Source organism: Streptomyces sp. NPDC031474 (assembly GCF_055581185.1).
This window is the reverse complement of the sequence record NZ_JBVIJX010000003.1, coordinates 69,894-84,984: the sequence shown is the minus strand read 5'-3', so window position 1 is coordinate 84,984 and position 15,091 is coordinate 69,894. Positions and strand designations below refer to the sequence as shown.

Genomic DNA, 15,091 nt, shown 5'->3' with positions numbered 1-15,091 from the left:
AAAGGGAGGCGACGGCATCGATGGCCACGCCTGCTCCGTACGACCTCGCGATCGACTTCGGCGGCGACCTCTTCCCGGTCTCCGGCAGCCGACCCCGCCTGTCCTGGAAGCCCCCCACCGGGATACCGGCCCACGCCGCCCACGAACTCGAGATCCGCGTCGAGGAGCGACCGCCGCTGACGTCCTCCGCCCACGACCACCTGTACGTCGACTGGCCGGCCCCGCCCCTGCACAGCGGCGAGCGCGTCCGCTGGCGCGTCCGCTCCCGCGGCGAGGCGCAGATCTCCCCATGGAGCGCCTGGCACGAATTCGAGGCCGGCCTCCTCGACGAGGACTGGACGGCACACTGGATCACACCGGCCGACGACCCGCAGAACGCACTCCTGCCCTCCGGCACCCGCCCCGCGTGCGTCCTGCGCGGCACCTTCACCGCGGCCGAAGTGGTCCGCGCCCGCCTGTACTCCACGGCCCTGGGCCTGTACGAGGTGTTCCTGAACGGCGAGCGCGCGGGCACCGTCGAACTGGCTCCGGGCTCGACCTCGTACGACCGCACCTTGTACGCCCAGGCCGCCGACATCACCTCGTCCCTGCTCCTCGGTGTCAACACCGCCGAGATCGTGCTGTCCGACGGCTGGTACCGCGGACAGGTCGGCGCCTTCCGCAAACCCGCAGGATGGGGCGAACTCCTCGCCGTCCGCCTGGAGTTGCACCTGGAACTCGCCAACGGCACGCGTCAGGTCGTACGCACCGACGAGCACTGGACCTCGGCCCCGAGCCCCATCACCCGGGCCGAGCTGATGGACGGCCAGATCACCGACTTCCTGGCTCCCCGCGGCCCCGAACGGCCCGTCCTCGTCGACGCCGTCACCGCGCCCCCGATCGACTGGTCACCGGCCCCGCCCGTGCGCCGCGTCGAGGACCGCCCCGTCGCCTCGCTCAACCGCCTGCCGAACGGCGCCTGGATCGCCGACTTCGGGCAGAACGCCTCCGGCTGGCTCGCTCTCACCGGCCTCGGCCCGGCCGGCACCCGCACCGTGATCGACCACGGCGAGCACCTCGACCCCACCACCGGCGACCTCACCACCACCCACCTCGACATCCAGCGCCCGGGCGACCCGGTGACCGTCTTCCTTCAGCACGACGAGGTCGTCTCCTCCGGCACCACCGGCGAGATCTTCGAACCCCGCCACACCGTGCACGGATTCCGCTACGCCCGCCTTCAGCGCGGCGAGGTCCCGCTGGACGCCTCCAGCCTGACCATGCGAGTGGTCCACACCGACCTGCGGCCCACCGGCACCTTCGCCTGCTCCCACCGGGACCTCAACCAGCTGCACGAGGTGGCCCGTTGGAGCTTCCGTGGCAACGCCGTCGATGTGCCCACCGACTGCCCCACCCGCGAGCGCATCGGCTGGACCGGCGACTACCAGGTCTTCCTCCCCAGCGCCACACGTCTCTACGACGTCTCCGGCTTCAGCCGCAAGTGGCTGCGCTCGGTCCGCGACGACCAGCTCGACGACGGGCGCATCGCCAACTTCTCCCCGGACGGGCGCCGCATCAAGCTCGGCGGTGACAAGCGGCTGGACATGATGACGGGCTCCGCCGGCTGGGGCGACGCCATCGTGCTGGTGACGTGGGAGCTGTACCAGACCTACGGCGACCGCCAGGTACTCGCCGAGAACTGGGACGCGATGGTCCGCTGGGTCGAATGGGCCCTCGCCACCGCCCGCACCGCCCGCCACCCCTCCCGGGTGGCCCGCTCCGCCGAGCCCCTGCCGCACGAGGAGTTCATCTGGGACGGCTCCTTCCACTGGGGCGAGTGGGCCGAGCCGAAACCCCGCGCCGAGGACGGCTCGCTCGCCGAACCGGCCCAGGGCGACCCCGAAGCCTGGATGAAGACCGACAAGGGCGAGGTCGGCACCGCGTTCCTGTACCGCTCGAGCGCCACGCTCGCCAGGATCGCCCGCGTCCTGGGCCGCGAGGCCGATGCCGCCCGCTACACGGGGCTGGGGGAGCGGATCAAGGAGGCGTGGCGGACGGAGTTCCTCGATGACACGGGCCGTACGACCGTGGACACCCAGGCGAGTTACGTCCGCGCCCTCGCCTACGGACTGGCGCCCGAGAAGCTGCGCGACGCCGTCGCCGCGCGGCTGATCGCGCTCATCGAGGCGGCCGGCACGCACCTGGGCACGGGATTCCTCTCCACCGCCGACCTGCTGCCCGTCCTGGCCGACACCGGTCACGCCGACCTCGCCTACCGGGTGCTCCTCCAACGCACCTCGCCCTCCTGGCTCGGCATGCTCGACCGCGGTGCCACCACGGTCTGGGAGGAGTGGGACGGCGTCGACCAGGACGGCAACGCGAACGCTTCCCTCAACCACTACAGCAAGGGCGCCGTCATCCAGTTCCTGCACACCCACACCCTTGGGCTGCGCCAGGCTGAGGGTTCCGTGGCCTGGGAACGGTTCGTCGTCGCCCCCGTGCCCCACGCGTCGGTCGACTGGGCGCGCGGTACCTTCGACAGCCCGCGCGGAACCATCACGGTCGACTGGCGGACCGAGGGCGACGACCTGAAGGTCACCGTCGACGTCCCGGCCGCCTCCACCGCCCGGATCGTCTTCCCGGACGGGGAGACTCTGACGGCGGGTCCCGGCCGGTTCACGGAACGTCGACGTGCCGGACTGCGCTGAGCGGCGGGCGCCCGCCAGCGATGGCGTTCCCGAGCTGTGCGCAGGGCGGGACCACTGCACGGGCGGCCCCGGCTGCTCGCGCGGCGACCGGCATCCCCGGATCGCCACCCAGCGCAGCACCAAACCCACGACCAGGGCCTTCCCACCGATCCACTCTGCGACGGTGCACAGGATCAGACGAAGGCCGCCCCCGCGTCCGCTGAACTGCGTCCTGGTCACACCTTCGAGCCTCCTCGATGTGCTTCAGCTCGGTCGCGTGCGCCGGACCGGGCGCCCGACGGGTCCTTCACCGTGGGCATCCGGCTGTGGCAGTCGGGCACACTCGCGCCGTTGAGCGTCCCGCTGCGCACCGCCGCCCTGCCGTTCCTGGACGACCTGCACACCGCACTGCGCCAGCACGTACAGCCGACGTTCCGCTCGGGCGGGCGGAGCAGCACGGAAGGCTATATTCAGAAGGTGATCGACAAGGACGAGCACACCTCTGGCCCCGAAGGGCAGCGGAAGCGCCATCGGCGCTCGGCTGATCCTCGCCGACGGCACGATCCGGAACGCACCCGCCAGAGCATCATGGACGCGGCGAACGAGGAGTTCGGCAAACACGGCTTCAAGGGGGCACGTGTCGAGCGGATCGCAGCCGCGGCCGGAGTGAACCATTCGCTGATCACCTATCACTTCGGCAGCAAGAAGGGCCTCTACGATGCCCTCACCGAGCGCTGGATCACCAAGGGCGCGACCATGATGGGCGGCGCGGAGCCGTTCGCCGAGATCGTCCGGGACTACGTGCGCTGGGAACACGACGACAAGATGCCGATCATCCGCACGCTGGTCCGCGCTGAACTCGACGGCAAACCCGCTCCTCCCGACGCATGGGCGAACCGTCTGCTCGACGTCGTGGCAGAAACCCGGAAAAGGCAGGACAGGGGCGAGATCCGCGCCGATCTCGATGTCGGCGCGTTGACGCTCGCGTTCTTCGCCGCGGCGATCGCGCCGGAAGTGTTGCCGCAGCTGGCCGCCACCGTCACCGGCACGGATCCGGCCTCCCCCGAGTTCCTCGACCGCTACGCCGAGCAGCTGGCACGGGTGATCTACGCGCTCGCCGAAGCCCCGGGAGGCGGGACCGGGGCGGATGATCCCCCTCGGAGCATCGATGAGGCGCAGGACGGGGATCAGCCCCGTAGCTGACGGTGCCCCGGCTGTACATGGGCGGGCTGTACATGGGCCGGCTGGGCTTCCGCGTGTCCATGCGCCCCACCCCTGCGTGCACGACGACGCGTTTCAGGTGCAGCAGGCGGCCCGTCGCATCCGGTCCGGAGGCCGTGGCTGCGGGCGGGAACGCGGGGCAACCCGTGCACGGGTTCAGGTCCGGGGTGGGGGAGAGCGCTGGGGACAAGCCGGTGGCGAAGGCGCCGTGTTCGACCACCGCCTCCGTCCACGCCACGCCACCCGAACGAGGCGTGCCGGAACGCTTTTTCGTTGAACGGAATGTCCCGTATCGCCGCGAGTGGGAGACGTGCAGCATGGCCGGTCAAGGGACTGCGCCGCGGACCGGCCGTGGGGGGCAGGTGCGTCGTTCGCCATGTGGGCGGCGCTCGGTCTTTCCCGCAGTTGAAGCCGGGGCGGGAGCACCGGTCGAAGGGTCGGGGTGCTGAGCGGGCAACGCTCACGGGCATCTCCGGCCCGAGGAAAAGGAGTTGTGTCATGGCGGGACGTCTGGCGGGAAGAGTTGCCGTGGTGACCGGCGGCAGTGCCGGGATCGGTCAGGAGATCGCCCGGACGCTGTCGTCCGAAGGCGCCGAGATAGCGGTCGCCGATGTGGATGCCGCGAACGATACGCAAAGGCTTGTCGAGGGGAACGGCCGCCGGTTCTTCAGCACGAAGGTCGACGTCTCCGACGAGGGGCAGGTGAATGCCTTCGCCGCCGAGGTCCGGTATGCGCTGGGCCGGGTCGACATCGTCGTGAACAACGCGGGCATCGTGCCCTTCGCCGACATCGACGACGTGACGTTCGAGCAGTGGAGCCAGACCTTCGCGGTCAACGTGAACGGGGCCTTCCTGATGGTCAAGGCGTTCCTCGAGGACCTCAGGCAGTCTCCCGCCGGCCGGGTGATCAACATAACGTCCGGGAGTTACTGGGTGAGCCCGCCGCCGTTCGTCGCGTACGTCTCTTCGAAGGGCGCCCTCAACGGGCTCACCTACGTGCTGGCGGCGAACCTGGCGAAACACGATGTCACGGTCAACGCGGTCGCCCCCAGCCTGGTCCCGACCGCCAAGGCACTGGAGAGCGCCGGCGAGGACTTCTTCGACATGACCGTACAGATGCAGAACCTGAAGCGGCGGCAGACGCCTGCGGACGTCGCCAACACCGTGGCCTTCCTCGCCACCGACGAAGCCGCGTTCATCACCGGCCAGATCCTGGCCGTCGACGGAGGACTCACGCGCCGTTGACGGCATGTTCTCCGATGGTGCGCGTCAGCAAGCCAAGCGTGGCGATGCTGAGGCAGAAGAGAGCAGCCTTGCCGGGACGAGCGTCGCGGACCCCGGGCAGTCTTCGGCCTGCCCCGCAAGGTGGTGAGGGCGGGCCCGGTGGACCGGCTTTCACCACCTTCTCCCGTGAGGGGAGCCTTCGACAGCCGCCCCTCACGGGTCGTTCTCTGGCTGACGCATGCGCATCAGTGCCCTGTCGGGGCCGGCGCCTCAGCTTTTTCAGGTCCGGTGTCACCGGCCTGGGCGGCCGGCGTCCCGCCGGGGTCCTTGTCGTCGGCGAGCTTCTTCTCCGGGAGGACGAAGGCGAGCACGAGGCCGAGGGCGAACACTGGGACCAGGTAACGGAATACCGGTGTCAGGGCGTGCTGGTAGGCAAGGACAACCGCGTCCTCGATCTTGCTCGGGAGCGCGTGGACCAGGGCCGGGGTGAGCGAGTGGGTGTCGCCGACGGTCTTCGTTGCGTCGGCGGGGAGGCGGTCGCTGAGCTGGTTGGCGAGACGATGGGCGAACAGTGAGCCGACGGACGCGGTGCCGAGGGTGGAGCCGATTTCCCGGAAGAAGTTGTTGGCGGAGGTCGCGGTGCCCACGGCGGAGGCGGGAAAGTCGTTCTGCACGGCCAGCGTCAGAGGCTGCATCGTCAGGCCGATACCGGCCCCCAGCAGGAATACGTAGACGCCGACCAGCACGAGCGAGGTCTCGGTGTCCAGGGTCGACATCAGCAGCGTGGCGACGCACACGAGGACCGTGCCGACGATCGGGAAGATTTTGTAGCGCCCGGTGCTGCTCATCAGCCGCCCGGACGGGATGGAGGCGGCCAGCATGCCGACGACCATGGGGATGAGCAGCAGCCCGGACTCGGTCGCGCTGACGCCGTAGACCATCTGCAGGTAGGTGGGCAGGTAGCCGAGGATGGCGAACATGCCGATGCCGACGACCAGGAGCCCGATCAGGGTGGCGATGTTGAAGATCCGGCTGCGGAACAGCCAGAGCGGGATGATCGGCTCCGCGGCACGGCGCTGGGAGAGGAAGAACAGGACCCAGGTCAGCAGGCCGCCGGCGGCCATGCCGATGATCAGCGGGTCGGACCAGGCGTACTCCGTGCCGCCCCACGTGGTCACGAGCACCGTGCAGGTCACTGCGGCTGCCATGAGGGCGAAGCCGATGTAGTCGAAGGTGACCTTGGCGGCCCGGCGTGGCAGGCGTAGGGCGAACGCGCCGATGACGAGGGCGACGGCGCCGACCGGCAGATTGATCCAGAAGCACCAGCGCCAGCCGATGCCGTCGGTGAACCAGCCTCCGAGCAGCGGTCCGACGACGGAGGAGAGGCCGAAGACGGCACCGATCGGGGCCATGTATTTCGCGCGCTGCCGCGGCGGTACGAGGTCGGCGATGACCGCCTGCGAGGTGATCATCAGTCCGCCGCCGCCCAGACCCTGTACGGCGCGGCCGATGATCAGCATGGTCATGTCCTGCGCCGCGCCCGCGACCACGGAGCCGGCGAGGAAGAGGGAGATGCCGCTGAGGAACAGCGCCTTGTGGCCGAGAAGGTCGCCGAGGCGGCCGTAGACGGGCATGGCGATGGTGGCCGCGAGGATGTACGCGGTGGTCACCCACGCCATGTGGTTCACGCCGTGCAGCTCGCCGACGATGGTCGGCAGCGCGGTGCTGACGATCGTCTGGTCCAGGGACCCGAGCAGCATCGCGGCAATGAGGGCGGAGAATATGAGGCCGAAGCGTCTGGGTGTGCCGGAGGAGGTCTCCGCCTCCACGGCCGGGGTCAAGTCACTCACGAAGGGCTCCAGAGTTGGATGAGTGGGGAGGAAGCACGTGACGGCCCGGGCACGCACGCGCGGCCTTCAGCGGTTGCGGGTCTGGCCGTCACAGGTCAGTCGGGGGGGTGTGCAGGAGTTCCATGGAGCGTTGGACGTACAGGAGCGGGGAGTCGTCACGTCACGACCTTGTCGGAGCCGTGGTCCTGGCCGACCGCAGAGCGACGACCCGGTTCTCGCACTGTGTCCGCCGACGCCGACTGCCACCCAGGCCCTCACTCGTGGAAGCCGGACATGATCTTATCCGTCGGTGGATCGAGGCTCAGCACTCACGGCGAAGCTGGTGCCGGTCAGTTCTTCGGACAGCGTCCAGAGCCGCCGAGCCGCCGCCGGGTCGCTCGCGGCCGCGGCCGGGCTGACCAGGGTCGGGCCGCCGCGCAGCCCGGAGATGCCGTCCGGCCCCACGTAACTCGCACCGGGGAGATCCTGGGTCGCGGCGAAGAGCGTCGGCAGGGCACCGGCCTCGGGGTCCTGCGCCACCACCCGCATGAACAAGCGGAGCGCCAGATTCGGGGTGCGCTGCAATTCTGTCGCCGCGAGGCCGGGATGCGCGGAGAGCGCGCGCACCGCTGATCCCGTCTCGCTGAGCCGCCGCTGCAACTCCAGCGTGAAGAGCAGGTTTGCCAGCTTGGACTGGCCGTATGCCCGCCGGGCGGTGTACGCGCCGCTGAGGTCCAGGTTGTCGAAGTTGATTCCGTTCACCCACCGGTGCGCAGCGGCGGAGACCGTCACGACGCGGCCGGTGATGTGCGGCAGCAGCAGATTGGTGAGCGCGAAGTGGCCGAGATGGTTGGTGCCGAAATGCGTCTCGAAACCGTCCTTGGTGCGCCCCTCCGGCGCCATCATCACGCCCGCGTTGTTGATCAGCAGGTCGAGATCGCCGTCCCAGGACGCGGCGAACTGACGCACCGATGAGAGGTCGGCGAGGTCGACGTGGCGGACCTCATGGCTACCGGGGACCGCGGTCGCGGCCTTCCTGCCCTTGTCGAGGTCGCGCACGGCGAGCACCACGTGCGCGCCGGCCCTGCCCAGCGCCTGTGCCGTGGGGAGCCCCAGACCGCTGTTCGCGCCGGTGACGACCGCGGTGCGGCCGGCCAGGTCGGGCATCTGGCTGGTGGTCCAGGTGCTTTTCACCGGGCCGGCGCCACGGGAAATGGCGTAATCGTTGTCACCCCGCGATTTTCGACCGGGCTCCCAGCCTGCCGCCAGCGAGCCTTCCGATCATCGAAATCCAGACTTCGAAGAACGTCAGGCGTTGGCCGGAAGACGCCGTGAGATGGCATCGGCGGCCCTGCGGACCTCGGGTGCCAGCCGGTCGACCTGCTCCGCTTCCGGTGCCAGCAGGCCAAGGGCCGCGACGAACCGGCCCTCGGCGTCAAAGACGGGTGCGGCCACCGATGTCGTTCCGACCGTCAGTTCGCCCCGCGAGTAACCGACCTGCGAGACCCGCACCCCGGCCACCTCGGCTGCCAGCCGACCGGTACCGGCGATCGTCCGGGCGGTGTACCGGTGCAGCGACACGGCCCGCAGGACGGCGCGGACGTCCGGATCATCGGAGTAGGCCAGGATCACCTTCCCCACGCCGGTGGCATGAAGGGGGAGGCCGCCGGCCACCTCCGCCACATTCACGATCGCCCGTGACCCGATGATCTTCTCGACGCACACGGCCTCGTGGTGGCCGGCGACGGCCAGTTGGACGACTGTGCGGGTATGGCCCGCGAGCGACTGCATGACCGGGCGCGCAGCATGGCGCAGGTCACGCTGTCGCGGTGCGGCGGAGCCGAGTTCCCACAGCCCGATCCCGATCTGGAGGCTGCCGTCCTCGTTCCGCTCCAGGGCGCCCTCGGCCATCAACTCGCGGGTCAGCCGGTAGGCGGTCGCCGCCGGGATCCCCGACCGGCGCGCGAGTTCCGTGAGCGTCAGCGGGGTGGCGCTGCGCCGGCAGGCGTGCAGAATCGCGAAGATGCGGCTCGTGCTGCTGCGGCCCGGTTCATTTGCAATTGGCATGATTCCGCCGACGCCCTCTCAGATTGCCGATCCAAAGCCGCGGCGCCGGTGGCCGGCCCTGCAGGGCGCGGGCGCGACGGTGACGCGGATACGCCTCTCAGCACCGCCGGGGTTGCCCCGGCCGACGATGACCTCGGTGGCGGGTCCGGCCTGCTGGACGTCGATCGGGCGCAGCGCGGGCATCCGCAGGAAGCAGTAGCGGTACTTGCGCGACGTCGTGACGCCCATGAGCCGGCCGTCGGCCTCTCCCCGGTCCGCCCCGCGAGGGCCGGGCTTGTCGGCCAGGACCGCCTCTCGTCCCATCAACCCGTGCCCGGGGATCGCGGCGTGGCCCTCGGCCGTGCTCTTTCGAGTCTCTGGGAGCTCAAAGCCGATCTCGCCCGACATGCCCTCCCGGAACGCCCGGACGGTGCGGCCGGCGATCGATATCGGTGGCACGAACGCCACGCTCGCCTCATGGTCGCCGCGCTCGAGTTGGCGGGCCCGCCGGAAGCCGCCGCGGCCGTGCAGTACGAAGTCGTCGTCCGCGCGCTTCGTGAGGATGCCCTCATGGATGACCTCCCCCGCCTCATCGGCGCGGTCGCCATGCCCGGACTGGAGGAAAAACCGGCGCCCGATGTACGTCGCCTTCCCGGCGAGGCTCTCATCGAGCCATGAGGGGTGCTCGGGCCGGCCGCACCGGGTCGTGAAGTTCTCGTCCGCCCGGGACCGCCTGCTGTGAAGATCGAAGGCCACGGGTTCCCCCTCACGTCGAGGTGATCGGTGTTGCCTGCCGGCACGCGCAGGACACTCTTCGAAGAGGTTCGGCAACGCGGTCCGTCAGGAGCAGAGCCGGGGCGCGACCACCGAGGCGCCGCGGCGAGTCTCAGGGCACGACGTCGAGCCGAGCGGGGCGGCGAGGCGGTCGCCGGGTTTGACCGGGCGGCCGGAGTGGAGGCCACGATCAGCGGACGCGGGATCGGCATTGTGGGCGGGGTCGAGCGGATCGTAGGGGGCTGGGTGCGGAAGAGTCACGGTCATGCCCTTACGTCTGAGCTGTCGTACGGACGCGTACGGGGATCGGCGCCGCTCCGGCTCCGAGGCGCTTGAGCTTGATGACAGGGAGTCGGTGGTTGACGGCCACGGCGGTTGCCGTACCCCCGTCATGGCGCCATCTCAGCAGCGCACTGCGGTCGTCCACCGATCCCGCGAGGACTTCGGGGGTTCCGGTGAGCGGGAGTTCACCGCTGATCTTGATGGTGAGTCCCGACTGCTCGGTCCAGAAGTAGGGGTCCGGCCGGTACGGGCGCGCCGACTCGCCGTGCAGCAGGCTTGCCGCGGCCATACGACCTTGCTCAACGGCGTTGGTCCAGTGGGGAGTTCGACTGCCGTGGCGAGATACGACGTCTCCGGCGGCGACGATGCCGGGGGCGACGCGGCAGCACGCGTCGGCGACGAGGCCGCCGCCCGGGTCGAGGGCCAGGCCGGACTCCTCCAACCAGCCGGTGTTGGGCACATCACCGGCCGCACAGACGATCACGTCGGCCGTCAGGACCGACTCCCCGCAGCGCACGCGGTGTTCGTCGAGCACTTCGACGCCGTCCGGCGCGACCCGGACCCGTATGCCGTGGTCACGGGCGGCTGCGACGGCGAGATCGGCCAGCCACGGCCCGAGCAGCCTGAGCAGCGGCGTTACGAGGTCGACGACCGTGACCTCCAGGCCGAGGGCGCGGCAGGTCCCGGCGACCTCCATACCGAGGAAGCCACCGCCCAGCACGATCGCGCTGTGGGACGCGGCCAGCCGGGCGACGAGGGCCGAGGCGTCGTCCAGGGTGCGCACCACCAGGTCGCTGTCACTGTGGAGGCGGCGTGCCCGGGCACCGGTGGCGATCACCAGCCCGTCGTACGGTATGTCGGTGCCGTCCGCTGTCGTCACCAGACGGCCGTGCGTGTCGAGCCGCACGGCCCGTGCTCCGGTACGCAACTCGATGTCCTCGCTCGGGAGCGGCAGCAGAGCCGACTCTACGGACTCCCGGCCTGCCAGTACGCCTTTTGAGAGTGGGACGCGCGAGTAGGGCGGATGAGGCTCCTCGGAGAGTACGGTCACCTGGCCGTCGTAGCCCTCGGCCCGCAGACTCTGCGCCGCCGTGACCGCGGCGATGGACCCACCGACCACGACGATCCGTTTCACGGCTGCACCGTCAACGCCGCGACGGGACACACCCGAACGGCGGCCGCGACGAGACTTTCGTGCTCCGCGTCCACCTCGTCACGCGTCAGGTGCAACTCGCCGTCGTCGTCGAGCCGAAACACCTCGGGCGCGGTCTGCTCACACAGCCCGTGGCCCTCGCAGCGCTCGAAATCGACCACGATCCGGGTCATCTCACTGTCCTTCCATGTCTACGACGGGAAGCGAAACGGTGGCGGTCACACCACCGGGCTGGTTCGAGGCATGACGGCCTCGGACGCGGTGCCGCCCGCCGTGCGAGCTGCAGACGCGGTTCGATTGATGTCGGACACAGGAGAGGAGGATGGTGTCCCCGCAGAGGCTGTCGGGTGCTCCTCGGCAGTCGCCCTTCTCTGCTGGATCGGCAACGTAGCACCGAGATGTCGCTTGGATTAATACCCGTGACAAAAGTTTGTCAGAGCGATTACACGGCGTCGGTTGCTCGCGAGATCGAAGGGGCGGCGCTCAGGCGCCGGAGGGCAGCAGCCACGGCCGCCCGCACTTCGGGTCACCGGCCGTCCGGCTCGGCCCGGCCCCCGACGTCACCACCGACAGTCGCCCAGAGTTCTGACAAAATTTTGTCAGAGCTGCTCATCGAGGCGACTCGCGGTGTTACGTTGTTGGTGACGCAGAGGCGGGGTGGGCGATCAGGCCCTGCCTGACCGTGCCGAGCCCACTGTGCGTCGTCCTCGGAAAGCGTGCCGCCCGCGGACTCTCGCCGTGAGCGCGAACCCAACCACGTACTGATCGATGCTTCAGCGACTTGTCTTGCGCTGACGCGGGACCGGCCGTTTCCGGGCCTGACCGTGTCGCCAGGAGGTCGGCCGGTGCATCAATGTCCCGGCAGGCCTCCGGCAGCATCACGACAACGCCACCATCACCGTCGGCGCCGAGCGTATGTGGCCTGACGGCCCGTCAGTTAACAGAAGGCCGGACGTGAATCCGGCGACATCCTTGGAAAGGTAACGACATGAGGGAACCGCTGAGCTACGAGATCGCGCACCAGGCAGCCGAGGCGGTCCTTGCCGCGGCGCGTGCCGAGGGAGCCCGAGCCTGCGTCTCCGTGACCAACCGCAGCGGAATCACGAAGGTCATACTCGCCGACGACGGCGCCGGAAAGATCGCGGTCGAGACCTCTCGGCTCAAGGCCTACACGTCCGCGGTGATGGGCGTATCGACCGCAGACTTCGCCAAGTTCGCCGCCGAGCCGGTACTGCAGGCGTGCCCGCCCCATCTGGTGGACAGCCAACTGCATCCGGTGCCGGGGGGATTCCCGATCGTCACGGACGACGGCGAAGTCATCGGCGGCATCGGAGTGGGCGGAGCCCATGGGGACGTCGACGCCCGCATCGTGAGCGAGGGGCTGAAGAGCATTGCCCACCTGCTCGCTTGAGGGATGACCACAAGCGCGGCAGAGAGTGATCAGGACTCGGGGCCGACGCATCGCACGTGATGCGCCCTGGACATGGTGACGGAAGGGATTGAATCGCATTGACCGCCAAGGTGCATCGTCGGTTGCCACGCCCAGCCGAGCTTCGTGAGCTGTTGCGCCCCGCTCCGATCCGGCTCAACGGGACGGAGCGGGGGCTGGCACGAGCGGCCTCCATCGCCGACCTTCGCGCTCTCGCGCGACGACGGGCGCCCAGGGCGGTCTTCGATTTCGCCGACGGAGGGGCCGGCGTGGGTGAACTCGCACTGCGTCGAGCTCATGACACGTTCCGGCGCATCGAGTTCCATCCTTCGGCGCTCCGGGACGTCTCCCATGTGAGCGCGGAGACGATGATCCTCGGCAAGCCGTCCACCCAGCCGTTCGCGTTCGCTCCCACCGGTCTGACGCGCATGGTGCACACCGGAGGGGAACGAGCCGTCGTCGCCGTCGCCGAGCAGGCCGGAATCCCCTACGCCCTCTCCATGATGGGCAGCACCTCGATCGAGGACACCGCGGCGGCCGGCCCTCAGGCGCGGAAGTGGTTCCAGCTGTTTCTGTGGCGTGATCGGGGTCGGGTCAAGGAACTGGTCGACCGTGCGGCCGCCGCCGGGTTCGACACGTTGATCCTCACCGTGGACACCCCGGTCGCCGGGACTCGGCTCAGGGACGTGCGCAACGGGCTCACCGTGCCGCAGCAGCTCACGTTGCGCACCTTCGTCAACGGAGCCCTTCATCCCCGCTACTGGTTCGACCTGCTGACCACCGAGCCACTCACCTTCGCCAACGTGGCTGCCTCCGAGGGCACGGTTGCCGACCAGATCGACCGTGTCTTCGATCCCGCCATCACGGTGGCCGACCTCGAGTGGCTCCGCGGCCACTGGCAGGGCAGCCTCGTGGTCAAGGGCATCCAGTCGGTGTCCGATGCCCAGCGGGTCGTCGACGCCGGCGCGGACGGTGTCGTGCTCTCCAGCCACGGCGGCCGACAGCTGGACCGCGCCCCCGTACCCGTCGAGTTGGTCCCGGCGGTTCGTGAGCGGCTGGACGGGCGGGCCGAAATCCTGGTCGACAGCGGTATGACGACCGGGGCCGACATCGTGGCCGCCCTGGCGCTGGGCGCCGACGCCGCGCTGGTGGGTCGTGCCTTCCTCTACGGCCTGATGGCCGGCGGTCAGCGCGGCGTCGCTCGGGCCGTGGAGATCCTGTCGCGTGAGGTCGTCCAGACCATGGCACTGCTCGGGGTCAACAGCGTCACCGAACTACGCCCGGAACACGTTTCGATCCGCTTCCCCTGACCACTGGCGGGAGCGCCGTACGCGTGAGGACGGCGAGCGAGCCGGACTTGCGGTCTCTCCCGGAGTGCCGCCCATGTTGCCACTGCGCTCCCGCTCGTCCCGTCCGATCGGCCGCACCCTGGGCCGGCCGACGCGACCGCCTCGCTCATCCGCCGGTCGGTCCGCCGCGTCACCGCCCGGCCCTGACCGGTCTGGTGGACGGCCTCCTTCGAGTCCTCAGAGATTCCCACTGACTGAAGATTTCTTGTCAAGCCCGGTAGAGAGTAGTGAGAACATGGCCAACGAGATCAGTGCCCCCACCGCCCCCAGCGCAGCCGACGTGCCGTGTGCCGGCGAGGACATCACCGTGGCCGGGCTGAACGCGTATCTGTCCCGCCCGCGCGAGGCCTCCACAGGAGGCATGCTGCTGTTGCCGTCGGTCAACGGGATCTCGCCGCAGCTGCGTGAGTTCGCCGACGGCCTGGCCGCCGCCGGCGTCAACGCGCTGTCGTGGGACCTCTGGCGGGGTCGGCCCGGCAGTGATGACGTGTCAGAGCTGGAGACCCAGTTGCAGTGGGCGTCGGAGCTGGATGACGAGTCCAGCCTGTCCGAAATGGGCCGGCTGCTCGACCACATGTTTGACGAGCTGGGTTGCCGACAGGTCGGTGTGATCGGCTGGTGCGTGGGCGGCCGGTTCGCGCTGCTGCTCGGTGGAGCGGACAGCCGGTTGGCGAACGTCGTCGCCTATCACCCCACTGTGCCGGGCTCTCCGGCACCGAACCACACCTTGGATGCCACCGAGTTCACTGCCCGGATCGCCGGACCTGCCATGATTCTCTATCCGGGCGCGGACGAAGTGGTGCCGGTGGAGAGCTTTCATCGGCTGAAGGACGCCCTGAACTCGCGGGCCACCGGGCCGAGCATCGCGCATGTCTATCCCGGAGCCGGGCACGGCTTCACAGCCCGCGCACTGCACGGCGACCCGGTCAACAAGGCGGCCACCGCTCTGTCCTGGCCCCAGGTCATCGCGTTCATCCGCGCCACCACCCTTGTCTGAGCGGACCCGTTCCCACGTCTTGCCGGTGCCCTCGGCAAGGATCACCTGAACAAGCCCCCTTCCGCGGATCCGCGGAAGGGGGCTCGTTCGTCGTCGGCCGGTGGAACATGTCGGGGTGCGG

12 protein-coding genes are annotated in these 15,091 nt (G+C 69.6%); 6 read left to right on the top strand and 6 right to left on the bottom strand.

All coding sequences use genetic code 11. The features are described 5' to 3' along the window. The first annotated feature begins 20 nt into the window (after window positions 1-20). The 3 genes from ACZ5SK_RS06035 to ACZ5SK_RS06025 all read left to right on the top strand — a co-directional run bounded on the left by ACZ5SK_RS06035 (window position 21) and on the right by ACZ5SK_RS06025 (window position 5,132). A complete protein-coding gene (locus tag ACZ5SK_RS06035; RefSeq protein WP_468575426.1) occupies window positions 21-2,687 on the top strand; it encodes a family 78 glycoside hydrolase catalytic domain in 2,667 nt (888 codons plus the stop codon). A gap of 330 nt (window positions 2,688-3,017) precedes the next feature. Continuing rightward, the gene (locus ACZ5SK_RS06030) at window positions 3,018-3,869 is read left to right on the top strand and encodes a TetR/AcrR family transcriptional regulator (protein WP_468575425.1); all 852 of its coding nucleotides are present in this window, start codon (window positions 3,018-3,020) and stop codon (window positions 3,867-3,869) included. A gap of 516 nt (window positions 3,870-4,385) precedes the next feature. After that, on the top strand, window positions 4,386-5,132 hold the full coding sequence (locus ACZ5SK_RS06025) for an SDR family NAD(P)-dependent oxidoreductase (RefSeq protein ID WP_361707922.1): 747 nt from the start codon (window positions 4,386-4,388) through the stop codon (window positions 5,130-5,132). Window positions 5,133-5,356: 224 nt separating this feature from the next. On the opposite strand, the gene ACZ5SK_RS06020 is transcribed toward ACZ5SK_RS06025, so the two are convergent. From ACZ5SK_RS06020 to ACZ5SK_RS05995, 6 genes are all read right to left on the bottom strand, one after another. Further along, window positions 5,357-6,961: an MDR family MFS transporter gene (locus ACZ5SK_RS06020; RefSeq protein WP_468575423.1), complete on the bottom strand. Its 1,605-nt coding sequence runs from the start codon at window positions 6,959-6,961 to the stop codon at window positions 5,357-5,359. A 279-nt stretch (window positions 6,962-7,240) separates the two neighbouring features. After that, window positions 7,241-8,134 (bottom strand): oxidoreductase, encoded by an 894-nt coding sequence (locus ACZ5SK_RS06015; protein ID WP_334581841.1) that lies wholly within the window; start codon window positions 8,132-8,134, stop codon window positions 7,241-7,243. 114 nt (window positions 8,135-8,248) lie between these two features. Then, window positions 8,249-9,007 carry an IclR family transcriptional regulator gene (locus tag ACZ5SK_RS06010; protein WP_334581840.1) on the bottom strand — a complete coding sequence of 253 codons (759 nt, stop codon included), beginning with the start codon at window positions 9,005-9,007 and terminating at the stop codon, window positions 8,249-8,251. 18 nt (window positions 9,008-9,025) lie between these two features. Then, window positions 9,026-9,742 carry a hypothetical protein gene (locus ACZ5SK_RS06005; RefSeq protein WP_334581838.1) on the bottom strand — a complete coding sequence of 239 codons (717 nt, stop codon included), beginning with the start codon at window positions 9,740-9,742 and terminating at the stop codon, window positions 9,026-9,028. 289 nt (window positions 9,743-10,031) lie between these two features. Next, window positions 10,032-11,177, bottom strand: coding sequence for an NAD(P)/FAD-dependent oxidoreductase (locus tag ACZ5SK_RS06000; RefSeq protein WP_334581837.1), 1,146 nt, complete (start codon window positions 11,175-11,177; stop codon window positions 10,032-10,034). Beyond that, window positions 11,174-11,368, bottom strand: coding sequence for a ferredoxin (locus ACZ5SK_RS05995; RefSeq protein ID WP_334581836.1), 195 nt, complete (start codon window positions 11,366-11,368; stop codon window positions 11,174-11,176). Before ACZ5SK_RS05995 ends, ACZ5SK_RS06000 begins: the two co-directional genes overlap by 4 nt. Before the next feature lie 815 nt (window positions 11,369-12,183). Here ACZ5SK_RS05995 and ACZ5SK_RS05990 point away from each other — a divergent pair. The 3 genes from ACZ5SK_RS05990 (at window position 12,184) to ACZ5SK_RS05980 (ending at window position 14,970) form a co-directional block, all read left to right on the top strand. After that, on the top strand, window positions 12,184-12,606 hold the full coding sequence (locus ACZ5SK_RS05990) for a heme-binding protein (RefSeq protein WP_334581834.1): 423 nt from the start codon (window positions 12,184-12,186) through the stop codon (window positions 12,604-12,606). 110 nt (window positions 12,607-12,716) lie between these two features. Beyond that, complete coding sequence (locus tag ACZ5SK_RS05985) at window positions 12,717-13,934, top strand: alpha-hydroxy acid oxidase (RefSeq protein WP_334583757.1); 1,218 nt, start codon at window positions 12,717-12,719, stop codon at window positions 13,932-13,934. A 274-nt stretch (window positions 13,935-14,208) separates the two neighbouring features. Then, window positions 14,209-14,970 carry a dienelactone hydrolase family protein gene (locus ACZ5SK_RS05980; protein ID WP_334581833.1) on the top strand — a complete coding sequence of 254 codons (762 nt, stop codon included), beginning with the start codon at window positions 14,209-14,211 and terminating at the stop codon, window positions 14,968-14,970. The last annotated feature ends 121 nt before the right edge of the window (window positions 14,971-15,091 follow it).

Excerpts from the sequence above, each read along its gene's own strand:
- ACZ5SK_RS06035 (WP_468575426.1), top strand. The coding sequence starts at position 21 with ATGGCCACGCCTGCTCCGTACGACCTCGCGATCGACTTCGGCGGCGAC.
- ACZ5SK_RS06025 (WP_361707922.1), top strand. The coding sequence starts at position 4,386 with ATGGCGGGACGTCTGGCGGGAAGAGTTGCCGTGGTGACCGGCGGCAGT.
- ACZ5SK_RS06010 (WP_334581840.1), bottom strand. The coding sequence starts at position 9,007 with ATGCCAATTGCAAATGAACCGGGCCGCAGCAGCACGAGCCGCATCTTC.
- ACZ5SK_RS05995 (WP_334581836.1), bottom strand. The coding sequence starts at position 11,368 with ATGACCCGGATCGTGGTCGATTTCGAGCGCTGCGAGGGCCACGGGCTG.
- ACZ5SK_RS05990 (WP_334581834.1), top strand. The coding sequence starts at position 12,184 with ATGAGGGAACCGCTGAGCTACGAGATCGCGCACCAGGCAGCCGAGGCG.
- ACZ5SK_RS05980 (WP_334581833.1), top strand. The coding sequence starts at position 14,209 with ATGGCCAACGAGATCAGTGCCCCCACCGCCCCCAGCGCAGCCGACGTG.